Here is a 23,775-nt window from a genome sequence, read left to right on the forward strand (position 1 = left end):
ATGGTAAATGCATCGACAGTGCACATACCAACGGAGCGCGGCTCGTCCGGGCAGGTCGCGGTAGCGCCGCGCCCGGCGGCCCACCAGCTCCCGCTGCGCGGCCGCGAGCGCGAGCAGCAGACCGTCGCCGCGCTGCTGGCCGCCGCGGCGTCCGGCACCGGCGGCGCCCTCCTCCTGCACGGCGACCTGGGCAGCGGCAAGACCGCGCTGCTGCGCGCCGCCGCCGCGACCGTGCCCGAGGGCACCTGCCTGCTGGAGACCACCGGGCTCGCGGAGGAGGCCGACCTGCCATACGCCGGGCTGCAAGGCCTGCTCCAGCCGGTCACCGACCGCATCGCGCTGCTGCCCCCGCTGCAGGCGCGCGTGCTGACCGGGGCGCTGTCCGGCGCGGGCTGCGCCGACGGCGACCGGCTCGCCCTGGCCATGGCGGTGCTCACCCTGCTCGGCGAGCTGGGCCGGGAACACCTCGTGCTGTGCTGCGTGGACGACGTGCACGCGCTGGACCGGCCCTCCCTCGACGTCATCGCGTTCGTCGCGCGGCGGCTGCGCGCGCACCGGGTGGCCCTGCTGCTCGCCGCCTCCGCCGAGCCCGCGCTCAGCGGCGTACCACTGCTGCCCGTCCGCGAGCTGGACCCGCGCGCGAGCCGAACCATGCTCGCCGACCTGCTGCGCGGTGACGAACCGGACGGCCCGCTCACGGCCCACCTGCTGCGCGGCCATGTGCCGGACGGCCCGCTCCCGGCCTCCCCGCTGGGCGGCGACACGCTGGACGGCGGCCCGGCGGGCACGTCCCCGGCGCTCGGGTGCGCCGCCGGCCTGGAGGCGCTGCCCGGCGCGCTCGACGGCGACGGCGGTGACGGCGATCCGCTCGCGGCGCTGGCCGCGCTGGGCGGCGGCAATCCGCGCGCGCTGGCAGACCTCGCCGCCTCGCTCACCGACAGCCAGCGCCGCGGCGAGGCGCCGCTGCCCACCCGGCTGCCCGCCGACAGCGCGCTGCTGCGGGCATACCGCGCCCGCCTCGACCGGCTGCCCTCCGACACGCGCTGGCTGCTGCTGCTCGCCGCGGCCGACGAGGAGAACGACGCGGCCGGGCTGGTCCGCGCCGCGCTCGGGTCCGGAGTGGACATCGCCGCGCTCGCCCCGGCCGAGGACGCCGGGCTGGTCCGGGTCGGCCGGGGCGGCATCGTGTTCCCGCAGCCGCTGGCCCGCACACTGGCCTACGAGGAGGCGCCGCTGGCCCAGCGCCGCGCCGCCCACCTGCACCTGGCCCGCACGCTCGACCCCGACCGGGAGCGGCTGCGGCGGGCCGTGCACCTGGCCGCCGCCGCGTACGGACCCGACGCGCGGCTGGCCGCGGAGCTGGAGGACGCGGCGGGCGACGGCGGTTACTCGCGCGCCTCGGCGGCACTCGAGCACGCCGCGCAGCTCACCACCGAACCCGCCGGAGCGGCCAGCCGCCTGGTCACCGCCGCCCGCTACGCCTGGCAGTCCGGCAGCCCGCACCGGGCCCGCAGCCTGCTGCGACGCGCTCACCCGGGGGCCCGAGACCGGGCCGCCACCGCCGAGAGCGAGGTGCTGTCCGGCGAGATCGAGCTGCGCGCCGGGGCCACCGTCAACGCCGTCGAGTCGCTGCTGTCGCTGGCCGACCGGCTCGCCGGCACCCGCCGCGAGCTGGCCGTGCTGGCGCTGCTGCGGGCCAGCGAGGCGGTCTGCTTCTCCGGCGACCACCCCCGCTACGTCGAGGTCGCCACGCGGGCGGCGGCGCTGCGCCGTCCCGGCGACCCCGCCGACCTGGAGGTGGTGTTCGAGCACATCGCCGGGTTCGGCGCGACGTTCCTCGGGCGCCACGACCGGGCGCTGCGGCCGCTGCGGCGCACCATCGACCTCGGCGCCGCGCTGGACAGCGCCGCCCCGCTCACCTGCGCCGCCGCGTCCGCGCTGCTGCTGGCCGACGACGTGGGCGCGCACCGGCTCGCCGCCCGCGCGGTCGAGGTGGCCAGGGACACCGGCGACGTGTCCGCGCTGCCGCTCGCCCTGGAGATGGCCGCCTACGCCGAGTACTGGCTGGGCCGGTACGACGCGGCCGCCGCCACCAGCCTGCACGGGCTGCGCGCCGCGCGGGCCTGCGGGCAGGGCAACTACGCCGGGGACCACCAGGCGATGCTGGCGGTGCTCGCGGCCATCCGGGGCGAGCGCGAGCTGTCCCTGCGCCGCATCCGCGACATCGAGGTGGCGCCGGGCACCGGGCAGACCAACCGTCCCAAGGCGCTGAGCCAGTGGGCGCTGGCCGTGCTCGACCTGCTGGCCGGGCGGCCCGCCGACACGGTCACCAGGATCGCGGCGATCGCCTGCCCGCGTACCGGCCGGGGGCATGTCGTGGTGCAGGCCATGGCGACGCCATGGCTGGTCGAGGCCGCGGTCCGCGCCGACGGGCGGGAACAGGCCGTCGCGGCGCTGGCCGGATTCGACGGGTGGGCCGCGTCCACCGGCGACCCGGTGCGCCGGGCGCTGTCGGCGCGCTGCCACGCGCTGCTCGCCCCGCGTGGCAGCGCCGCCGCCGAGGAGCACTTCCAGCAGGCGCTGACGCTGCACCTGGCCGGGGAGGCCGACTTCGAACGCGCCCGCACCGAGCTGCTGTTCGGCCAGGAGCTGCGCCGCGCCCGCCGCCCCCGCGACGCGCGCGAGCACCTGCACCACGCGCTGGAGACGTTCACCCGCCTCGACGTGCCCGCCTGGACCGACCAGGCCCGCGCCGAGCTGCGCGCGGCGGGCGAGGCGGTGGACGCCCCCGCGGTCCGCGCCGCCGACGTCCTCACCGCTCAGCAGCTGCAGATCGCCCGCCTGGTCCGCGACGGCGCGACCAACCGCGAAGTGGCCGCCCACCTCTTCCTCAGCACCCGCACCGTCGACCACCACATGCGCAACATCTTCGCCCGCCTCAACATCCGCTCCCGCACCGAACTCGCCAAGGCCCTCACCTAGCGGGGCTCGCTTGATCCACCGACTTGCCGGGCAGATGGGCGTATCTTGACCGTCCATTCGCCCATGTGCCAGGCAAGTCGGCGGATCTTGGGCGGGCGTCGCCCGGGGGGCTCGTGAGTGGTCCGTGGCCGCGCCCGGATGCGTCCGCAGTTGCGGGGAAAGTGCACGAATGAGCGACGCCTTATCTGCACTTTCCCCGAAACTGGGGCGGACGGGGTCAGGAGAAGAGGATGACCGAGCGGGCGCCTTCGCCGCGGGACATGCGGGCGAAGGCCTCCGGGGCCTCGTCGAGGGTGATCCGGTCGGTGATGAGCGCCGCCGGGTCGAGGTCGCCGGCCAGGACCTGGCGGGCCAGGCCGGGCAGGTCGCGGTCGGGGTCGGAGTTGCCGTACACCGACGAGCGCAGCGTGCGGGCCGAGTGGAACACGTCCAGCGCGGCGAGGCTGACCATGTCGTCCTTGGCGCCCATGCCGACGACGGTCACCTGGCCGCCGCGCCGGGTGGCCCGCCAGGCCGCGCGGATGGTCGCGGCCCGGCCCACGCACTCGAAGGCGTGATCCGCGCCGCGGCGTTCGGTCAGCCCGCGCACCTGGCCGCTCAGCTCGTCGCCGGAGACCAGGAAGTGGGTCGCCCCGGCGGCCAGGGCCAGCTCCCGCTTGGCGTCGGAGACGTCCACGGCGATCACCGCACCGGCCCCGGCGGCGCGCGCCGCCATCACCGTGGACAGCCCGACCCCGCCCAGCCCGATGACCAGCGCGGACTCGCCGGGCCGCAGCGCGGCGGTACGCAGCACCGCGCCTACCCCGGTGAGCACCGCACAGCCGAGCAGCGCCGCGGTGTGGAACGGCAGCTCCTCGGGCACCGCGATGACGGCGTGGTCGCCCACCACGACCTCCTCGGCGAGCGCGCCGAGACCGAGGGTGACGTTCAGTGGCGTACCGTCGGCGAGAGTGCCCCGGGGCGTGCTCGCGACGCCCGCGGTCTCGCACAGCCACGGCTGCTCGTGGGTGCAGAACCAGCAGCGGCGGCAGGGCGGCGCCCAGTTCAGCACCACGTGCGCGCCCACAGCGACCGACGCCTCCGGCCCCGCCGCGGTCACCACGCCCGCCGCCTCATGCCCCAGGACGAGGGGGTACGCCGCGGCGAGGGTCCCGTTCACCATGGACAGATCGGAGTGGCACACCCCGGCGGCACGGATGCGCACGCGCACGTCACGCGGACCGAGCTCGGGCAGCACGATCGGCTCGACGGCCAGCGGCGCCCCGGCCCCGTGGCAGACCAGCGCGCGTACCGTCGCGGCGCTCATCGCTGGATCGCCTTGGTCTCGAGGAACTCCTGCAGCCCGTGCCGGCCCAGCTCGCGGCCGATGCCGGACTGCTTGTACCCGCCGAACGGGGCCAGCGGGTTGAACGGCGCCCCGTTGACGTCCACGGCGCCGGTGCGCAAACGCCGGGCCACAGCCAGCGCCCGTTCCTCGTCGCCGGACCAGACCGCGCCGGCCAGGCCGTACCGGGAGTTGTTGGCGATGGCGACGGCCTCGTCGTCGGTGTCGAACGGGATCACCACCAGCACCGGCCCGAAGATCTCCTCCTGGGCCACCACGCTGTCCGGGTCCACATCGGCCAGCACCGTCGCCGCCACGAAGTGGCCCCGGTCCGGCACCGGCGCGTCCAGGCCGCCCGCGATCAGCCGCGCCCCGTCGGCGAGCCCGCGCGCGATGTACCCACGCACCGTCTCGCGCTGCGCGGCCGAGGCCAGCGGCCCGAGCCGGGTGGCCGCGTCGAACGGGTCGCCGGGCGTCTGCCCCGCGGCCGCCTCGGCGGCGATGGCCAGCGCCTCCTCGTACCGCGAGCGGTGCACCAGCATGCGGGTCCACGCGGTGCACGTCTGGCCCGAGTTGAGGAACGCGTTCCCGACGCCGGTCTTCACCGCGCGCCGCAGGTCGGCGTCCGCCAGGATCACGTTGGCCGACTTGCCGCCCAGCTCCAGCGACACCCGCGCGATGCGGTCGGCGGCCAGGTGCGAGATGCGCGCGCCGACCGCGGTCGAGCCGGTGAACGACACCAGGTCCACGTCGGGGTGCCCGGCGATGGCCGAGCCGACCACCGAACCCGGCCCGGTGACCAGGTTGGCCACGCCCGGCGGCAGGCCCGCCTCGTCGACCGCGTCGAACAGCAGGTACGCCACCAGCGGGGTCAGGTCGGCGGGCTTGAGCACCACGGTGCAGCCCGCGGCCAGCGCGGCGGCCAGCTTGGCCACGATCTGGTGCAGCGGATAGTTCCACGGGGTGATCGCGCCGACCACGCCGACGGGCTCGCCCACGATCAGCGAGTTGCCGACGGTGTGCGTCGGCGCGGGTTCGGCGGCCAGCTCGGCGTACGACTTCAGCACGGTCAGCGGCAGGCCGGCCTGCACCTTGGCGGAGATCTTGAGGGGGGTGCCCAGCTCGCGGGCGACCGTGGCGGCGATGTTCTCGGCTCGCGCGGCCAAGGCGGTGTGCAGGCGGTTCAGGTGTGCCGCGCGCTCGGCCGGGGCCAGCGCCGACCACGGGCCGAACGCGGCCTTCGCGGCGGCGACGGCGCGGTCCACGTCCACCGTGTCACCGGCGGGCACGTGCGCGATCACCTGCTCGGTGGTCGGGTCCTCCACGGCGATGACGCCGGTGCCGTGCGGGGCGGTCCAGCGCCCGTCGATATAGAACGCGGTGCGGTCGGCGATCGGGGTGGTACGCCCCGGATGCGTCGCCGCGGCTGCCAGGTCCATGCGGTCCCTTCCCATCGGGCGGCCGTGCAGGGCGGGACCGCGGGGGAGCGGGGACGACGCCGTCGGGCCGCGATAGCGGGCGGGCTCCGGCCGATGGCCGAGGCCCGCAAAACTAGCGCTGCAAGTTTCGACTGTAGTACGACTCCGCCCCGGGAACCAGGGTCGGGTCGCACGGTGCACGCCCGGAGCACGCCGGGCCTGGGACGGACGAGGCCGCCGTCCACCGCGGCCGGGGTGTTTCGGTGCTCCCTCGGGCGGGTTCGGTCGAAGATCGCTGTCTCGTGTCAGAACCTGTGCTCAGGCCGCAGATCTTGACACGAACTAGCAATCATCAGCGGCCGACGTGCCGAGACCCTCGGCGGACGGACTTAGGTAGGTTTCTGACCTGCCGAAACGTGCCGCACCGTCAGCGCGGGGCGACCGTGGCGTCGTACTCCCGGGACAAGCCGTCGATCAGCGCGTCCAGCCCGAGGGCGAACGCCCCTTCGTCGACGCTGTGTTGGTGCTCCGCCAGGCGATGGGCCTGGGACAGGTGCGGATAGTGCGCCGCGTACAACTCCGGATCCTCCACGAAGCCCCGCGCGAACGACCCCAGCGACGACCCCGCCACCAGGTACCGCATCACCGCGCCGATGTGCGTGGCCCGCGCGGGCGGCCACCCCGCCTTGACCAGCGCCCCGTACACCGCGTCGGCCATGTGCAGCGCCGCCGGCCGCCGCCCCGGGCCCTGGGCCAGGAACGGGACGATGTTCGGATGCGCGGTGAGCGCCGCCCGGTACGACCGCGCCCACAGCTTCAGCGCGTCCCGCCAGTCGTGCGTGGTGAAGAACGACACGTCCACGCCCGCGATGATCGCGTCGGCGACCGCGTCCAGGATGTCGTCCTTGGTGGCGAAGTGGTTGTACAGCGACGGCCCGCGTACCCCCAGCTCGGCGGCCAGCCGGCGGGTCGAGAAGGCGGCCAGCCCGTCCGCGTCGATCATCGTGGCGGCCGTCTCGACGATGCGCTGCCGGCTCAGCAGGGCCTGGCTCGGCCGGGGCATGGGCGGTTCTCCCTCTGTCGGTGCTCGCCCGAAACTCTGCCACAGCGGGGTCTGGACGCGATAAAACTTTCACCGCTAGTTTATTGGCGTGGACATGACACTGTCGCCGGAACACGCCGCGCTGCGCCGGCTCGCCGCCGAGTTCGTCGACCGCGAGGTGGCGCCGCACGCGGCCGAGTGGGACCGGCGCGAGAGCGTCGACCGCACCGTGGTCAAGCAGCTCGGCGAGCTGGGCTTCCTCGGCCTGACCGTCGCCGAGGAGCACGGCGGCAGCGGCGGCGACCACCTGGCGTACTGCCTGGTGCTGGAGGAGCTGGGCCGGGGCGACTCGTCCGTGCGCGGGCTGGTGTCGGTCTCGCTGGGGCTGGTCGCCAAGAGCATCTCGGCGTACGGCACCGACGCGCAGCGGCAGCGCTGGCTGCCCGGCCTGTGCGGGGGCGACCTGCTCGGCTGCTTCGCGCTGACCGAGCCGGGCACGGGCTCCGACGCCGCGTCGCTGACCACCCGCGCCGAGCGTGACGGCGACGGCTGGCGCCTCACCGGCTCGAAGATCTTCATCACCAACGGCACCTGGGCCGATGTGGCGCTGGTGTTCGCGCGCACCGGCGGGCCGGGGCCGCGCGGCGTCACCGCGTTCCTGGTGCCCACGGACGCGCCGGGGCTGACCCGGCGCGAGATCCACGGCAAGCTCGGGCTGCGCGGCCAGCCCACCGCCGAGCTGGTGCTCGACGGGGTGCGGGTGCCCGGCGACGCGGTGCTCGGCACCGAGGGGCGCGGCTTCCACCTGGCCATGTCCACGCTGGACAAGGGCCGGATGTCGGTCGCGGCCGGGTGTGTCGGCATCGCGCAGGGCTGCCTGGACGCGTCGGTGGCGTACGCGACGCAGCGCACCCAGTTCGGCAAGCCGATCGCGGCGTACCAGCTGGTCCAGCAGTTGATCTCGGATGTCGCGGTGGACACCGCGGCGGCCCGGCTGCTGGTGTGGCGGGTCGCCGACCTGATCGACCGGGGACAGCCGTTCGCGACCGAGGCGTCGATGGCGAAGCTGTTCGCCAGCGAGGCCGCGGTGCGCGCGGCGAACAAGGCCCTCCAGGTGTTCGGCGGGTACGGCTACGTCGACGAGTACCCGGTCGGCAAGTACCTGCGCGACGCGCGGGTGACCACCCTCTACGAGGGCACCAGCCAGATCCAGCAGCTGCTGATCGGCCGCGCCCTCACCGGCGTGAACGCCTTCTGACCAGCGAGACGTTAAGAAGGGCACCTTCTACTACGGATAGCGTTAAGAAGGTGCCCTTCCTTTCAAGGGAGGACATGAGCATGGGGAACAGGTTCGGCGGGCGGGTCGCGGTGGTGACCGGGGGCGCGCAGGGCATCGGGGCGGCGACCGCGAAGCGGCTGGCCGGGGAGGGCGCCACGGTTGCCGTGGTGGATCTCAGTGAGGAGCGCAGCGAGGCGCTCGCGAAGGAGATCCGGGACGCCGGCGGGGTGGCCACGGGGTACGGGTGTGACGTCACGGATGAGGCGGCGGTGATCGCGACCGTCGATCGGGTGGTGGGAGATCACGGGCGGCTGGACATCCTGGTGAACAACGCGGGGATCACGCGGGACGATCTGCTGTTCAAGATGAGCGCGGCGGACTGGCACGCGGTGCTGAACACGAACCTGACCAGCATGTTCTATCTGTGCCAGGCGGTGCAGCAGCACATGGTGGGGCAGAAGTACGGCAAGATCGTGAATCTGAGCAGCCGGTCGGCGCTGGGCAACCGGGGGCAGGCCAACTATGCGGCGGCCAAGGCGGGGGTGCAGGGGCTGACCGCGACGCTGGCGATCGAGCTGGGGCCGTTCAACATCTGCGTGAACGCGGTCGCGCCCGGTTACGTGGCCACCGCGATGACGGCCGCGACCGCCGAGCGGGTCGGTTCGACGGCTGAGGCGCACCAGCAGTGGGCGTCGGAGCACACGCCGCTGCGCCGGGTGGCCCAGCCCGAGGAGATCGCCTCGGTGATCGCGTTCCTGGCCAGCGACGACGCGTCGTTCGTGACCGGGCAGACCCTGTACGTCAACGGCGGAGCCCGCTAACAACCACCGGAAAGAGGACCACTGTGGACTTCTCGCTCACCGACGAGGAGCGGGCGATCCGCGACACCGCCCGCGCGTTCATCCGCAAGGAGGTCGTGCCGCTGGAGCACGAGCTGCTGCGCCGCGAGCGGGCCGGACAGCCCGGCATCGAGCGTAGCGAGCTGCGCGAGCTGCAGCTCAAGGCGCGCGCCTTCGGCTTCTGGGGCCTGGCCACCCCGGAGGAGCACGGCGGCATGGACCTGCCCGCCGTCATGCAGTCGCTGATCTGGACCGAGGTCGGGCACACGCTGGTGCCGTTCCGCTTCGGCGGCGAGGCCGACAACATCCTGTTCCACGCCAACGACACGCAGCGCGCGGAGTACCTGCTGCCCACCATCGAGGGCGAGCGGGTGTCCTGCTTCGCCATCACCGAGCCGGGCGCCGGCTCCGACGCGGCGAACATCAAGATGTCCGCCCGCCGCGACGGCGACGACTGGATCCTCAACGGCGAGAAGACCTTCATCACCAACGGCAACGACGCCGACTTCGCCATCGTCGTCGCGGTCACCGACAGGGACAAGGGGGTACGCGGCGGCGGCACCACCGCGTTCCTGGTGGACCGGGCGATGGGGTGGCGTTCGGAGCCGATCGCCACCATGGGCCCGGCGACCCCGGCCTCGCTGGTCTTCGACGACGTGCGGGTGCCCTCCCGCAACATCCTCGGCGAGGTCGGCCAGGGCTTCGAGCTGGGCATGCAGTGGATCGGCAAGGGTCGTTACATCATCCCGTCGCACGCGCTCGGCGTCGGCGAACGCGCCCTGCAGATGGCCGTCGACTACGCGAACACCCGGCAGACGTTCGGCCACCCGATCGCCGACTACCAGGCGATCCAGTGGATGATCGCGGACTCGGAGACGGAGCTGGAGGCGGCCCGCTGGCTGGTGCTGCGCGCCGCGTGGACGGTTGACCAGGGCCAGGACCCGCGCCACTCGTCCTCCATGGCCAAGCTCTACGGCGCCGGCATGATCAACCGGCTGGTGGACCGGGTCATGCAGATCCACGGCGGCATGGGCTACACCCGTGAGCTGCCGGTGGAGCGCTGGTACCGCCAGATGCGGCTGCTGCGCATCTACGAGGGCACCGACGAGATGCAGCGCCTGATCATCTCCCGGGACCTGCTGCGCGGGTACACGAAGATAGGCGGGCACCTGGCATGAGGGTGTTCACCTCCGCGCAGGAACTGGCCGCCGCCGTCGGCCAGTGCATCGGGCCCGGCCCCTGGCAGCGGGTGGACCAGGCACGGCTGGACGCGTTCGCCGACGCGACCGGCGGGCCGCGCTGCACCGGGCTGGGCGCGGCGGCGCCCGGCTACCTCACCCTGTCCCTGCTGCCGCTGCTGGTGCACGACGTGTACCGGTTCGACAACGTGCGGCTGGGCGTGAACTACGGGGTCAACCGGGTGCGCTTCCCGGCGCCCGTGCCGGTGGGCGCCGCGATACGGCTGCTCGCCCGCATCGCCGAGGTCGAACCCGTGGACGATGGCATGCCGGGTGGCGTGCAGCTCATCACCCAGCTGACCATACGCGCCGACGGCCAGGACAAACCGTGCTGCGTCGCCGAGACGGTCAGCCGCATCTACTTCGAGGAGGAGCCGTGAGCACGCTATCCCTGGCCGCCGTGCTGGCCGAGGCGGCCCGCCGCCGGCCGGACAAGGTCGCCGTCGTCGACGCGTTCGGCCGCGAGACCTATGCCGACCTGTGGCGGCAGGCGCTGGAGTACGCCGCCGGCCTGCGCGAGCTGGGCGTCCGGCCCGGCGACGCGGTCGCACTCGTAGTGCCGAACGTGACCGACTTCCCGCGCGCCTACTACGGGGTGCTCGCGGCGGGCGGCGTCGTGGTGCCGGTGCACCTCCTGCTCACCCCGGGCGAGGCCGCGTACGTGCTGCGCGACAGCGGCGCGAAGCTCGTCGTCTGCCACAGCGGCCTGCTCGCGCTCGGCGCCCCGGCCGCTGCCGAGGCGGGCGTGCCCCTGGTCAGCGTCGGGCCGCGCCCCGATCTGGAGGCGGGCGGCACCGGCCCGGCCCGGCTGGAGGACGTGAGCGCGAGCGTCGCGCCGCTGCGCTCGTACGCCACCCGTGAGCCGAACGACCCGGCGGTCATCTTCTACACCAGCGGGACCACCGGGCGGCCCAAGGGCGCGGTGCTCACCCACCTCAACATGGTGCTGAACGCGACCGTGAACAGCTTCGACGCCAACGACGCCCGCCCCACCGACATCGTGCTCGGCTGCCTGCCGCTGTTCCACACGTTCGGGCAGACCGTCGGCATGAACGGCGCGTTCCGCATCGGCGCGACGCTGGTGCTGCTGGCCCGGTTCACCGGCGAGGCGGCGCTGGACCTGATGGTGCGGGAGGGCGTGGACGTCTTCCACGGCGTACCCACCATGTATGTCGCCCTGCTCGAAGCCGCGGCGGGACGCGAGGATCTGCCGAAGCTGCGCCTGTCCATATCCGGCGGGGCCGCGCTGCCGGTCGCGGTGCTGGAGCGGTTCAACGCAGCCTTCTCGACCACGATCTTCGAGGGCTACGGCCTGTCCGAGACCTCGCCCACCGCCACCACCAACCAGCCCCACTTCGGCGTCCGCGCCGGCACCATCGGGCATCCCATCTGGGGCGTCGAGGTGGAGATCGCCCGCGCCGAGGTCGACGACCGCATCGAGCTGCTGGGCACAGGCGAGCTGGGCGAGATCGTGATCCGCGGCCACAACGTGTTCGCGGGCTACCACGGCAACCCCGAGGCGACCGCGCAGGCCGTGGTCGACGGCTGGTTCCGCACCGGCGACCTGGGCACCAAGGACGCCGACGGCTTCATCGCCATCGTGGACCGCAAGAAGGACATCGTCATCCGCGGCGGCTTCAACGTCTACCCGCGCGAGGTCGAGGAGGTCCTCGCCCGCCACCCCGCCGTCGAGCTGGTCTCCGTCATCGGCGTCCCCGACGCCGTCCACGGCGAGGAGATCTGCGCCGTCGTCGTCCTCCGCCCCGACGCCGACCCCGTCACCGAGCAGTCCCTCATCGACTGGTCCCGCGACCAGCTCGGCAAGCACAAGTACCCCCGCCGCGTGCACTTCCGCGACGACCTCCCCATGGGCCCCAGCCACAAGGTCCTCAAACGCGAACTCCGCCGCCTCCTCTCCTGAAAAGGAAGGGCACCTTCTTATCGTTTTCCGTAGTAGAAGGTGCCCTTCCTAACTCTCTTCGCCTAGGGTTCCAACCTCGGTGGTGCCGCTGCCCGTGTACGTGGGTCGAAAGGTCGGACCCACGGAACGGGGAGGTGACGGGTTGGCGGACGACGAAGGGTTCCGCGAGTTCGTGCACGCGCGGCTGGCCAGGCTGTCACGGGTGGCGTACCTGCTGACCGGCGAGCACCACGCGGCCGAGGACCTGCTGCAGAACACGCTGGTCAGGCTGGCGTCGAAATGGCCGAAGGTGTCCCGCACCGGCGTGCCGGACGCCTACGTGCGCAAGGTGATGTACCACGAGCACGTCTCGTCCTGGCGGCGCAGCCGCCACCTGCGCAGCGAGCTGACCACGGCCGAGCTGCCCGAATCCGGGTCCGGGCCGGACATGGCCGCCGAGACCGTACGCCGCCTCCTGCTGGAGCAGGCGCTGGCGAAGCTGACCCGCAAGCAGCGCGCCGTGATCGTGCTGCGCTACTTCGAGGACCTGTCCGAGGCCGACGCCGCCGAGGCGCTCGGCGTCTCCGTGGGCACGGTCAAGAGCCAGACGTCGTACGCACTCGGGCGGCTGCGTGAACTGGCCCCGGAGCTACACGTGCTGGTCAAGGAGCCGAACGGAGTGAGCGCATGACCGACCTGAGGCAACTGCTCACCGACATCGGCGAGCGCGCGGGCAGCTACGACGTGACCGAACGGGCACTCACGATCACCCGGCGGCGCAGGCGGCGGCGCGCGGCCGTCGGCACCACCGCGGCGGCGCTGGCGGTCGCCGCGATCGCGACCTGGAGCCTGTGGCCGGGCGCGCCCGGCAGCGCCCCTGACCCGGCGGTGTCGCCGTCCGCCGGACCATCCCTGCCGACCTCGTGCACTCTCGGCAGCCTGCCGCTGCCCGACGGGGCCACCTACGGCGTCGTCTACCAGGTCGACCCGACCGGCCGGTACGCGGTCGGTGGGACCGACGTCGACGCCAAGAAGTACGACCGCGATCTGCTCTTCTGGGACGGGGACGCGGTGCGCCGTCTGTCGCTGCCCGGCAGGCTGCAGTACTTCCACGACGTCAACTCCGCCGGCACCGCGCTTGCCTCGGCGGTGATCGACGGAAAGGAGTCGGCCTGGGTGTACCGCGATGGCGAGTTCACCCGGCTCGACGGCGAGGCCTTCGCGAGTGACCTGAACGAGAGCGGCGTCATCGCCGGCACCATCAGCTCGGGCCCGGACGGTCCGGGTGGCCAACCGGTGCGCTGGCGGACCCCTGACTCGCCGATGGAGCTGTTGCCGCTGCCGCCGGGTGACTGGCGGCACGGCGTACTGGTCCGCGGCATCGACGACGACGGCACCATCGTGATGGGTGGGTATGAGAACAGTGCCAAGGACCAGATGGCGTACGCGCTCCGTCCCGACGGCTCATGGCAGGAGCTGACCCCGACCATCGATGGTGTGACCGGCCGTAACGTGAGCGTCTACGCCATCCGGGGCGGCTGGGTCGTCGGACAGGTCCTGCTACCCGATGGGACCGGGCAGCGAGGGTCCGGCATCACCGGCGTGCTGTGGAATCTGCGCACGGGAAAGGCCCAGTCACTCGGCCGGTCCGGCCCTCCCACCGTCGTCAACGCGCAGGGCTGGACCGTGCACGAGACGGAACCGGTGTTCGGCCCCAGGGGGCAGACGCGGACCCCGGTACCGACTCCGGCCGGGTCGCTGTGGTTGCTGTCCCCGGCGGGCGACCGGACCGCGGTACCCGCGCCGGCCGGGCAGACGCCGTGGCATGTGCAGGTCTACTCCGTGAGCGACGACGGCCGGGTGCTGGTCGGGCTGCGGCAGCTGAGCGAGCCGTACGGCAAGGACCACGTGCCGGTGCGCTGGCGCTGCTCCTGAGCTCAAGGCCCTCTGACGTGTGCGCTTGCCCGCGTCAGGGGGCCTTGACAGGTGCGCGGCTGCCGTGAAGCCTTCACAGAGTGCACCGCCTCATCCTCTGGGACATCGACCGGACTCTGATCGACGGCGGCCGGGTCGGCCGGGACGTGTTCGTCGCGGCGTACGCGGCGCTGGTGGGCGAGCAGCCCCCGCGCCTGCCCGAGTTCGGCGGGCGTACCGACCACTGGATCTTCACCACTGCGCTGGAGTGGCACGGCCGGGAGGTCTCCCCGGAGCTGGTCAAGGAGTTCTTCGTCCACCTGGCCGAGCACACGCTGGCGTCCCGGCCGCAGCTCGTGGCACGTGGCGCGGCGCTGAGCGGGGCGGCGCAGGCGCTGGCCGCGCTGGCCGGGCACCAGGGCGTGGTGCAGTCGGTGGTGACCGGGAACATCCGGGAGGCCGCGCACCTGAAGCTGTCCGCGTTCGGCCTGCTGGACCCGATCGACCTGGAGGTCGGCGGTTACGGCTGCGACGACGGTATCCGCTCGGTGCTGGTGCGGCTGGCACACGAGCGGGCGCAGGCCAAGTACGCCGCGACCCTGCCCGCGCGGCAGGTCGTGGTCATCGGCGACACCCCGCACGACATCGAGGCGGCCCGCGCGAACGGGGCGCTCGCGATCGGCGTCGCCACCGGCTCGTGCAGCGCCGAGGAACTGGCCGACGCCGGTGCCGACGCGGTGCTGCCGTCGCTGGCCGACACGGCCGCGGTGCTGCGGGCCGCCCTGGCCTGAGCGGCCGGCGGTGGACGGCGGGCTCCCGGCTGGACGATCTGGCCGTGGCCCGGCTCATATCGGTTCGACAGCCCCCGCCCCGGCCAGCATGATCACCCGTATGACGCGAACCGACGTGCCGTCCAGCTGGGACGAGCGGGCCACCCTGACCACGTTCCTCGACTACACCCGCGCCACCGTGCGGGCCAAGTGCGAGGGCATCTCCGACGCGGACGCGCGCAAGGCGCCGCTGCCGGACTCGCCGCTGATGACGGTGGCGGGGCTGGTCAACCACGTGCGCTGGGTGGAGTACTGGTGGATCCAGGTCATGCTGCTGGGCGAGGAGGACACCGCCGCCCCGTGGACCCGGGAGGACCCGGACCGCGAGTTCCGGATCGCGCTCGACTTCCCGCTCGGGCAGCTGCTCGACGAGTACGACGCGCAGAGCGCCCGCTACCGCGAGCTGGTCGCGTCGCTGGACCTGGACACGATGTCGCAGCGGCACGTGCGCAGCACCGACGCGCCGGTCACCCTGCGCTGGATCCTGTTCCACCTGATCGAGGAGATCGCCCGGCACAACGGCCACCTCGACGTGGTGCGCGAGCTGGTCGACGGCGTCAAGGGCCACTGAGCTGCCCTGTTGCACCCACCGGCGGCTCCCGGCGCGCGTAGCGTGGACCGGGACGTGTCGGGGGGAGTCGTCATGGATCTGCGGCTGGACGGCAAGGTCGCGGTGGTCACCGGGGCGAGCAAGGGCATCGGCCTGGCGGTGGTGAAGGCGCTGCTCGCCGAGGGCGCCAGGGTGGTCGCGGCGGCTCGTGGCACGGGTGGTGAACTGGAGGCGCTCGCCGGGCAGCCGACGGTGCATCCGGTCGCCGTGGACCTGGCGGAACCGGCCGGGCCGCAGCGGCTGATCGACGCGGCGGTGGCCGCGTACGGCGGGCTGGACGTGCTGGTCAACAACGTGGGGGCGGTGAAGCCGCGGCTGGGCGGAGTCGCGTCGGTGACCGACGAGGACTGGGCGTGGTCGCTGGCGGTGAACCTGATGTCCGCCGTGCGCACCACCCGGGCCGCGCTGCCGCACCTGCTGGCCCGGGGCGCGGGCTGCATCGTTACGGTCAGTTCGATCAACGCGTTCCTGCCGGACCCGCTGATCGTCGACTACACCGCGTCGAAGGCGGCGCTGACGAACTTCTCCAAGGCGCTGTCCAAGGAGGTCGGCCCGAAGGGCATCCGGGTGAACACGGTCAGCCCCGGCCCGGTGCGCACGCCGCTCTGGGTGGGGGACGACGGGGTGGCGAAGTCGTTCGGCGCGGCGGGCGGGGCGTCCGCGGAGGACGTCGCCGCGCAGGTCGCGAGCCAGGCGGCGACGGGCCGGTTCACCGAGCCCGAGGAGGTCGCCGACCTGGTGGCGCTGCTGGCCGGTGCCCGTGCGGGCAACGTCACCGGCGCCGACTTCGTCATCGACGGCGGCATGATCACCACCCTCTGACCGGCCCGCCTGCCCCGCACCGCGGTGGGCGCGGCTGCAGTTTCGGGGAAACCGCAGCTGTGTCCTGGCCCTTTGGTGCACTTTCCCCGAAACTGCGGCAGGGGCCGCGGTCACGTCGGGAGGCGGATAGGCCGCAACCCTGATGATGCGCGCGCATCACCAGGGTTGCGGCTGGGGCGGGCGCGCCGGCCGCCACGGGGGAGAGCGGCGGCGCGCCCTGCTCAGCGGGCGGGCTCGGCCTGGACCAGCGGGTTCGCCGTGGTCATCGGCCGGGGCGCCGGGCGGGTGCGGCGGCCGTGCCACAGCACCCGGGCCAGCACGCCCGGCGCGAACAGCCGCTGCGGCGGGGCCATCAGATTGGCCACGGACAGGAACGCCTGCCCGACCGCGGGGCTCTTGACGGCCGCGCGGTGCAGGCGGCCGACGTACGCGTTGAGGAAGTTGACCTTGCCGGTGCGCGCGCCCTGCACGTCGGGGTAGCGCAGGTCGGCGCCGACCGCGATGTCCCACGGCACGTCGATGACCTTCGCGGCGGCGGCGTAGAAGCGCTTCGGCAGGCCCTCGCGGCCCTGGCGCAGGCTGTCGCGCAGCACCATCGCCTCGGCGGCGGCCACGGTCATGCCCTGGCCGTACGCCGGGTTGAAGGCGCAGATCGCGTCGGCGACGGCGACCAGGCCCTCGGGCAGCCGGTCGAGGCGCTCGTAGCGGCGGCGCACGCTCACCGGCAGCCGCAGCTTAAGCGCCGGTCCGATCGGCTCGGCCTTGGTGACCAGCTGGAACAGCTCGTCCCCGGGCAGCTGCCGGGCGAACTCCGGGTACGCCGCCTCGTCGGCGGGCGGCACGTTGTCCCGGCCCACGCCGATCAGGGTGATCATCCAGCGGTCGCCCTCGACCGGCACCGCTACGGAGCCGTACGGCAGCTCCGGCGACGGGCTGATCACGAACGCGGTCGCGCTGACCTGGCCCGGGGTCCGCCGGTAGGTGCGCGAGACGTAGTAGGTGACCGGGTCGACGTGCTCCTCGGCCGGCTTCTCGTAGCCCAGCTCGGCGAGCCAGGTCGGGCCGCGGTTGCCCCGGCCGGTCGCGTCGATCACCAGGTCGGCGTCGACGTGCTGCTCGGTGCCGCCGGCGGGCAGCACCCGGGCGCCGGTGACCCGGCTGCGGTCGGCGGAGGCGAGCAGGCCGAGCGCCTCGTGGCGCTCGCGCAGCTCGACGTTGGGCAGCGCGGCGACCCGGCGGCGCACGCCGGCCTCCAGGCCGACCCGGGTCACGCCGAGGCCGGCCAGGCCGGTGTGCTTGGCCGCGAGGCGGTGGCCGTCGTTGATCCATACGACGTCGCCCTGGACGTCGACCGGGACCGCGCCCGCCGCGGTCAGCTCCGCGGCGAGACCGGGGAACAGCTCCTCCAGCACCTGGCGGCCGCGGGCGAGCAGGCCGTGGGTGTGGTCGCCCTGCGGCACGCCCTTGCGTCCGGTGGTGCCGTCGGTGGGCAGCGCGTCGCGGTCGAAGATGGTGACCTTCTCGAACGACTCGCTCAGCACGCGGGCGGCGAGCAGGCCGCCGATGCTGGCGCCGAGCACGATCGCGTGCCCGGACTTCTCCTTGGCAGACAAGGTTCACTCCGTCTCGGTGAGGGATGTGAACTCAAGGTAAGGACGGATGACGCAATCATGAAAACGAATTCGCGGTCTGGTTACAGACAGTGTGTGCTCGCTCGCACCCGAAAAAATCTTTGAAAGACTTTTCAGTATGAATGATCGGTGTGGAGCGCTCTGCGTGCGGGAATCCGTTGCGCAATACGGAATCCGACAGTGATCCCTGAAAACGGAACTGTATGAAGCTCCGATTTGTACGGCAAGTCCGGCAGATAGACGCTCTTCACGGCGAGTCAATGCGGCGCTAACATCCTTGAAACTTGCGCAAGAGTTTCCATCCGCCCCCTCCCTGACCCAGGAGGAGACTCGTGTCCCGACGCAACCGCCCCCTCGCCGCGGCGCTCGCCTCATTATTGCTGGCAGCGGGCCTCGCCGCCGCTGTCGCGGCCCGCCCCACACCCGGCCCCGACCTGGTCCCCGCCAAGGCCGACGCCAACCCGGGCAACCGTGACGTCATCGTGCATCTCTTCCAATGGCCCTGGGCCTCCATCGCGAGCGAGTGCACCAGCGTGCTCGGCCCGAAGGGCTACGGAGCAGTGCAGGTGTCCCCGCCGCAGGAGCACGTCGTGCTCGGCGGCCAGGGCTACCCCTGGTGGCAGGACTACCAGCCGGTCAGCTACCAGCTCGTGTCCCGCCGCGGCGACCGCGCCGCCTTCGCCAACATGATCACCACCTGCCACAACGCCGGGGTGAAGATCTATGTGGACGCGGTCGTCAACCATATGACAGGCGGCGCCTCCACCGGGACCGGCTCGGCCGGCTCGACGTACTCGCAGTACAACTACCCGGGGATCTATCAGAATCAGGACTTCCACCACTGCGGCCGCAACGGCAACGACGACATCGTCAGCTGGGGCGACCGCTGGGAGGTGCAGAACTGCGAGCTGGTCAACCTCTCCGACCTGGCCACCGAGTCGAGCTACGTGCGCGGCAGGCTCACCGCGTACCTCAACGACCTGGTGTCGCTCGGGGTGGACGGGTTCCGGGTGGACGCGGCCAAGCACATGCCCGTCGCCGACCTCCAGGCGATCCTCGGCGGCGTCAGCGGCGCGCCGTACGTGTTCCACGAGGTGATCGAGGACAGCGCCTTCCCGCCCGGCGAGTACGCGGGCATCGGCGACGTCACCGAGTTCCGCTACGGCGACGTGGTCGGCAACGCGTTCCGTGACGCGAACCTGTCCAACCTGACCAACCTCGCCTCGCAGATGGCGCTGAGCAGCGGCGACGCCGTCAACTTCATCGACAACCACGACACACAGCGCAACGGGCGGGCCCGGCTCACCTACAAGGACGGGCAGACCCACGCGCTGGCGCAGGCGTTCAGCCTGGCGTACCCGTACGGCACGCCCCAGCTGATGAGCAGCTTCACCTTCACCAACCCGGAGGCCGGGCCGCCCGCCGCGAGCAACGGCACCACCAACCAGGTGACCTGCGGCTCCGGCTGGGAGTGCGAGCACCGCCGCACCGTGGTGGCCAACCTGGTCGGCTTCCACAACGCGGTCAACGGCACCGGTGTCGGCAACTGGACCTCGCCGTCCTCGTCCCGCATCGGCTTCTCGCGCGGCAACATCGGCTATGCCGCGTTCAACCGCGACGGGTCGGCCTGGAGCACCACCTTCAGCACCGGCCTGCCCGCCGGCGTGTACTGCAACGTGGCCACGGGCGACTTCACGGCCGGTGCCTGCTCCGGCAGCACGGTGACCGTGAACTCGTCCGGCCAGGCCACGGTCTCGGTGGCCGGCAACAGCGCGCTGGCGATCTACACCGGCGCGATGGTGAGCAGCTCACCCCAGCCCTCGGCCTCGGCCTCACCGTCCCCCAGTGGCACGGCGTGCACGACCGTCGCCGTCACCTTCGAGTCGAACACCACGACCACCACCGGGCAGAACGTGTACGTCGCGGGCAGCATCGCCCAGCTCGGCTCGTGGAACACGGCGAACGCCGTGGCCATGTCGAGCGCGGCGTACCCGCTCTGGCGGGTCACCGTGAACCTGCCGGCGGGCGCCTACTTCGAGTACAAGTACATCAAGAAGACCAGCTCGGGCACCGTGACCTGGGAAAGCATCGCCAACCGCAATCACACGGTCCCGACCGGCGCCTGCGCCGTGACCTACAGCGAGACCTGGAACGTGACCGGCGGCACCACCCCGTCCCCATCCGCCTCGCCGTCGGCGTCACCCTCGCCGAGCGGCACCGCTTGCGCGAGCATCGCCGCCGCGTTCTCGGTCAACGCCACCACGGTCTGGGGCCAGAACGTCTACGTGATCGGCTCCGTCCCCGCCCTCGGCAGCTGGAACACCGCCAGCGCGGTGGCCCTGTCCAGCGCGGCCTACCCCGTCTGGGCCGCGACGATCAACCTCCCGCCCGGCACCACCTTCACCTACAAGTACATAAAGAAGGACGCCTCCGGCAACGTCACCTGGGAGAGCGACCCCAACCGCTCCCGTACCACCCCCACCACCCCCTGCACCACCACCTACGCCGACACCTGGCGCTGAAAGGAAGGGCACCTTCTTAACGCTATGCGTAGAGGAAGGTGCCCTTCTTAACGCGCCGCAGGGTGCGGCCTCGCGCCAGCGGCGTGGCCCAGGCTCCATGATCGGCGTTTCGTGTCAAGAAGTGCGGTCTGGCCACACCTTCTGACACGAAACACCGATCATGGCGAGCGCACCCGGCGCGTGGCCGCTGCGGGCGCGTCAGACCACCACAGGCACGGGCACAGGCCAAGGGGTTAACAAGGGCACCTTCCTCTACGCATAGCGTTAAGAAGGTGCCCTTCCTTATCGCCAGGGGTGGGTGGCGATGGTGGTGAGGCGCTGGGTGGCGCGGGAGAGGGCGACGTAGAGGGTGCGCCTGCCCGCGTCGGTGCCGGCGTCGACGGCGCCGGGCTCGACCAGGACGACGGCGTCGTACTCCATGCCCTTCGCGGCCAGCGCGGTGACCACGCGCAGGCGGTCGGTGTCCCACTCGGACAGGCGGGCCCGGATCCGGTCCCGCGCCCGCGCGTCGGGGGCGATCACGCCGACGGTGCCCTCGACCTCGGACAGCAGCGCGGCCACCGCGTCGCGCACCGCGCCGTCCAGCTCGGCGGCGGGCACCAGGCGGTGCACCGGCTCGATGCCGGTGGTCCGTACGGCCTTCGGCAGCGGCAGGTCCGGCGACACCTTCCGGATCACCTCGGCCGCCACCGCGAAGATCTCCGTCGAGTTGCGGTAGTTCGTGGTGAGCTGGTGCGGGTGCCGCTTGCGGCCGCCGAGCGCCTCGTCCCGGGCCCGGATCATCTCGTTGGCGCCGCCGATCCAGGCGGACTGGGCCGGGTCGCCGACCACGGTCCAGCTCGCCGCGTGCCCCCGGCGGCCGATCATGCGCCACTGCATCGGTGTGACGTCCTGCGCCTCGTCGACCACCACGTGCGCGTAGTCGCGGTAGTCGACCTCGCGCGGCGTGGCGGCCTGCGCGGCGCGGGCGCGCTCGTACACCGTCGCGGCCTCGCGGATGCCGCCCACCGTGAACGCCTCCCGCCTGCGCCTCTTCGGCTTGGGCTGGGTGCCGAGCAGGTCGTGCAGCTCGTCGAGCAGCGGCACGTCGTCGATGCTGGGGCCCTGCTCGCGCAGCGGCGCCAGGGCACGCGACAGCAGCTTCTGCTCCTCGTACGACAGGGTGCCCTCGGCGGCGCGGCGCAGCCGGTTCGGCTCGGCGAGCCAGCCCAGCACCTGCACCGGGCTCACGATCGGCCACCAGGCCTTGAGGAAGTCGCGGAAGCCCTCGTGCTCGGACAGCTCCTCGTCGAAGCGGGCCTGCTCCAGCCGCGGCTGTTTCGCCTTCATCCGCTCCCAGAGCAGGTCGAGCACGGCGCCGAACGCCTTCGCGCGGATCGCGTTGCGCGGGTTGCCGCGCCCGATCCGGCGGCGGATCTCCTCGCCCTCGTGGCGGGTCAGCTCCAGCCACTCGCCGCGGTAGCGCAGGCGCAGACCGTCGGGGTTGCCGGGCGGCGCGGCCTCGGCGGCGCGGCGCAGCACCCGGCGCATGCGCAGCGAGCCCTTCACGGCGCGTACGGCCGCCGTCTCCTCGCGGGTCGCGTCGAACCCGGGCACGAGCTGCCCGACGGAGCGCAGCGTGGCCGACTCCTCGCCGAGGGCGGGCAGCACCGTCTCGATGTACTCGACGAACACCGGCGACGGGCCGACGATCAGCACCCCGCCGCCCGCGAAGCGCGCCCGGTCTGCGTACAGCAGGTAGGCCGCGCGGTGCAGCGCGACGGCGGTCTTGCCGGTGCCCGGACCGCCCTCGACCATGGTCACCCCGGACGCGGGGGAGCGGATCGCCAGGTCCTGCTCGTGCTGGATGGTGGCGACGATGTCGCGCATGCCGGTGCCCTTGGCCCGGCTCAGCGCGGCGAGCAGCGCGCCGTCGCCGACCACCCGCATGCCCTCCGGCGCGGCCGAGGGGTCCAGCAGGTCGTCCTCGAGGCCGGTCACCTTCTCGCCGAACGACGAGATCATCCGGCGGCGGATCACGCCCAGCGGCTGCGCGGCGGTGGCCCGGTAGAAGGCCGCCGCGGCCGGGGCCCGCCAGTCGATCAGCAGCGGCTCGGCCGTCTCGGTGCGCACCCCGAGACGCCCGATGTAGCGTGGCCGCTCGGCCCACGCCGCCGCCTCCGGGTCGGCCGCGACCTCGTCGGCGCCCGCCCCGCTGTGATCGGGGTGCATGTCGAGGCGGCCGAAGACCAGGCCCTCGTGCTCGGCGTCGAAGGCGTGCCGGCGCCGGGCCGCGTGGAACACCATCGCGTCGCGCTCGACCAGTGAGCCGTACGTGCCCACCCGGGCGAGTTGATAACCGTCGGCCTCGGCCTTCGCGGCGTCGGCGCGCAGCCGCGCGAGCCGCGCGTACACGCGGTCCACGTGCTGCTGCTCGATGGCGATCTCGTCGTGCAGGGTGTTGTCAGACATGCGTCTCCCGGGCCGGGCCTTGCGGCGATGGTGCCTCGCCAGGGTACGGGCTGCCTCCGACTCGAAGATCGATCACCGGGCCGATGTGGCGTGCGGTACGACCCGATAAACTGGAGATCAGCCGACCCGCTCCTTGGCGGGCCGCTTCGCGGGCGACTCGCCCGCCACCGGCTCGGCCCCGCCGGTCTCCGCCAGCGCCTTCTTCGCGCGCTGCTTGAACCACCAGGTGGTGCCCAGCCCGGCGACCACGGCCAGGATCAGCGCCGCCCACGAGAAACGCTTGAGCCAGTGCTCCGCCACCTCGCCCAGCGCGTAGATCGCGAAGGTGGTGCCGAACGCCCAGACCAGCCCACCGCCCGCGTTGGCCACCAGGAACTTCCGGTACGGCACCTTCAGCGCGCCGGCCATCGGCCCGGCCAGGATGCGCAGCAGCGCGATGAACCGGCCGAAGAACACCGCCCACACGCCCCAGCGCCCGAACATCGTCTCGGCGCGCACGATCTGCTCCGGACCCAGGTGCTTCGGGAAGCGGCGGCCCAGGCGCTCCAGCAGCGGGCGGCCGCCGCGCTTGCCGATCGCGTACCCGATGGAATCGCCGACGATCGCGCCGCTCGCGGCCGCGATCGCCACGCCCCACGGGGAGATGTGCTGGGTGGTCGCCGCCAGCAGCGACGAGCTGACCAGGACGATCTCGCCCGGCAGCGGGATGCCCATGCTCTCGGTGCCGATGACCAGGCCGACGAGCAGGTACACGACGAGGGCCGGGAGGGTCTCCAGCCACTGGCCGACGAACTCCATCGTTCACCTTCTCCCGTGAGCAGCACCCGAGGTCGTACGCCGCCCGGGACGCTCGAAAGATACCCGACCGGCAGGGCTGTCGCATCAGGCTCGAGCCCCTAGTGGGCGCGCGGGGGTGTCGGATCGCGGCGTTGCGGCCGTGAGAAGGGTCGCACTACTTCTGAGTAGTCTTCCG

18 protein-coding genes are annotated in these 23,775 nt (G+C 72.8%); 12 read left to right on the forward strand and 6 right to left on the reverse strand.

Annotation, left to right across the window (positions count from 1 at the left end):
- Positions 1-18: 18 nt before the first annotated feature.
- The gene (locus tag Cba03nite_RS00760; protein WP_203740496.1) at positions 19-2,982 is read left to right on the forward strand and encodes an AAA family ATPase; all 2,964 of its coding nucleotides are present in this window, start codon (positions 19-21) and stop codon (positions 2,980-2,982) included.
- 217 nt (positions 2,983-3,199) lie between these two features.
- On the opposite strand, the gene Cba03nite_RS00765 is transcribed toward Cba03nite_RS00760, so the two are convergent.
- From Cba03nite_RS00765 to Cba03nite_RS00775, 3 genes are all read right to left on the reverse strand, one after another.
- A complete protein-coding gene (locus tag Cba03nite_RS00765; protein WP_203740498.1) occupies positions 3,200-4,288 on the reverse strand; it encodes a zinc-binding dehydrogenase in 1,089 nt (362 codons plus the stop codon).
- The gene (locus tag Cba03nite_RS00770; protein ID WP_203740500.1) at positions 4,285-5,745 is read right to left on the reverse strand and encodes an aldehyde dehydrogenase family protein; all 1,461 of its coding nucleotides are present in this window, start codon (positions 5,743-5,745) and stop codon (positions 4,285-4,287) included. Before Cba03nite_RS00770 ends, Cba03nite_RS00765 begins: the two co-directional genes overlap by 4 nt.
- A 406-nt stretch (positions 5,746-6,151) precedes the next feature.
- Entirely contained in the window at positions 6,152-6,787 is a 636-nt protein-coding gene (locus tag Cba03nite_RS00775) for a TetR/AcrR family transcriptional regulator (RefSeq protein ID WP_203740502.1), read from the reverse strand.
- 88 nt (positions 6,788-6,875) lie between these two features.
- On the opposite strand from Cba03nite_RS00775, the gene Cba03nite_RS00780 reads away from it, so the two are divergent.
- The 10 genes from Cba03nite_RS00780 (at position 6,876) to Cba03nite_RS00825 (ending at position 16,198) form a co-directional block, all read left to right on the forward strand.
- Positions 6,876-8,024, forward strand: coding sequence for an acyl-CoA dehydrogenase family protein (locus Cba03nite_RS00780; protein WP_203740504.1), 1,149 nt, complete (start codon positions 6,876-6,878; stop codon positions 8,022-8,024).
- 80 nt (positions 8,025-8,104) lie between these two features.
- Complete coding sequence (gene fabG, locus Cba03nite_RS00785; RefSeq protein ID WP_203740506.1) at positions 8,105-8,866, forward strand: 3-oxoacyl-ACP reductase FabG; 762 nt, start codon at positions 8,105-8,107, stop codon at positions 8,864-8,866.
- Between the two features lie 23 nt (positions 8,867-8,889).
- A complete protein-coding gene (locus Cba03nite_RS00790; protein ID WP_203740507.1) occupies positions 8,890-10,062 on the forward strand; it encodes an acyl-CoA dehydrogenase family protein in 1,173 nt (390 codons plus the stop codon).
- Complete coding sequence (locus Cba03nite_RS00795) at positions 10,059-10,502, forward strand: hotdog family protein (RefSeq protein ID WP_203740509.1); 444 nt, start codon at positions 10,059-10,061, stop codon at positions 10,500-10,502. The genes Cba03nite_RS00790 and Cba03nite_RS00795 overlap by 4 nt, the downstream gene beginning before the upstream one ends.
- Positions 10,499-12,043, forward strand: coding sequence for a long-chain-fatty-acid--CoA ligase (locus tag Cba03nite_RS00800; protein ID WP_203740511.1), 1,545 nt, complete (start codon positions 10,499-10,501; stop codon positions 12,041-12,043). The genes Cba03nite_RS00795 and Cba03nite_RS00800 overlap by 4 nt, the downstream gene beginning before the upstream one ends.
- 142 nt (positions 12,044-12,185) lie before the next feature.
- Positions 12,186-12,713: a SigE family RNA polymerase sigma factor gene (locus Cba03nite_RS00805; protein WP_203740513.1), complete on the forward strand. Its 528-nt coding sequence runs from the start codon at positions 12,186-12,188 to the stop codon at positions 12,711-12,713.
- Entirely contained in the window at positions 12,710-13,957 is a 1,248-nt protein-coding gene (locus tag Cba03nite_RS00810) for a hypothetical protein (RefSeq protein WP_203740515.1), read from the forward strand. The genes Cba03nite_RS00805 and Cba03nite_RS00810 overlap by 4 nt, the downstream gene beginning before the upstream one ends.
- An 80-nt stretch (positions 13,958-14,037) precedes the next feature.
- The gene (locus Cba03nite_RS00815; protein WP_203740517.1) at positions 14,038-14,727 is read left to right on the forward strand and encodes an HAD family hydrolase; all 690 of its coding nucleotides are present in this window, start codon (positions 14,038-14,040) and stop codon (positions 14,725-14,727) included.
- Between the two features lie 100 nt (positions 14,728-14,827).
- Entirely contained in the window at positions 14,828-15,337 is a 510-nt protein-coding gene (locus Cba03nite_RS00820) for a DinB family protein (RefSeq protein WP_203740519.1), read from the forward strand.
- 72 nt (positions 15,338-15,409) lie between these two features.
- Complete coding sequence (locus tag Cba03nite_RS00825) at positions 15,410-16,198, forward strand: oxidoreductase (RefSeq protein ID WP_203740521.1); 789 nt, start codon at positions 15,410-15,412, stop codon at positions 16,196-16,198.
- A 221-nt stretch (positions 16,199-16,419) separates the two neighbouring features.
- Here Cba03nite_RS00825 and Cba03nite_RS00830 read toward each other — a convergent pair whose 3' ends face one another.
- Positions 16,420-17,811, reverse strand: a complete 1,392-nt coding sequence (locus tag Cba03nite_RS00830; protein WP_203740523.1) for an FAD-dependent monooxygenase family protein — start codon at positions 17,809-17,811, stop codon at positions 16,420-16,422.
- Positions 17,812-18,161: 350 nt separating this feature from the next.
- On the opposite strand from Cba03nite_RS00830, the gene Cba03nite_RS00835 reads away from it, so the two are divergent.
- Positions 18,162-20,351 carry a carbohydrate-binding module family 20 domain-containing protein gene (locus Cba03nite_RS00835; protein ID WP_203740526.1) on the forward strand — a complete coding sequence of 730 codons (2,190 nt, stop codon included), beginning with the start codon at positions 18,162-18,164 and terminating at the stop codon, positions 20,349-20,351.
- A gap of 282 nt (positions 20,352-20,633) precedes the next feature.
- Here the strand turns inward: Cba03nite_RS00835 and Cba03nite_RS00840 are convergent, their stop codons facing one another.
- Positions 20,634-22,802, reverse strand: a complete 2,169-nt coding sequence (locus Cba03nite_RS00840) for a HelD family protein (RefSeq protein ID WP_203740528.1) — start codon at positions 22,800-22,802, stop codon at positions 20,634-20,636.
- A gap of 117 nt (positions 22,803-22,919) precedes the next feature.
- Complete coding sequence (locus Cba03nite_RS00845) at positions 22,920-23,600, reverse strand: DedA family protein (protein ID WP_203740530.1); 681 nt, start codon at positions 23,598-23,600, stop codon at positions 22,920-22,922.
- Positions 23,601-23,775 lie beyond the last annotated feature (175 nt).

Origin of the sequence: Catellatospora bangladeshensis (assembly GCF_016862575.1) — a bacterium.
Lineage (GTDB): Bacteria > Actinomycetota > Actinomycetes > Mycobacteriales > Micromonosporaceae > Catellatospora > Catellatospora bangladeshensis.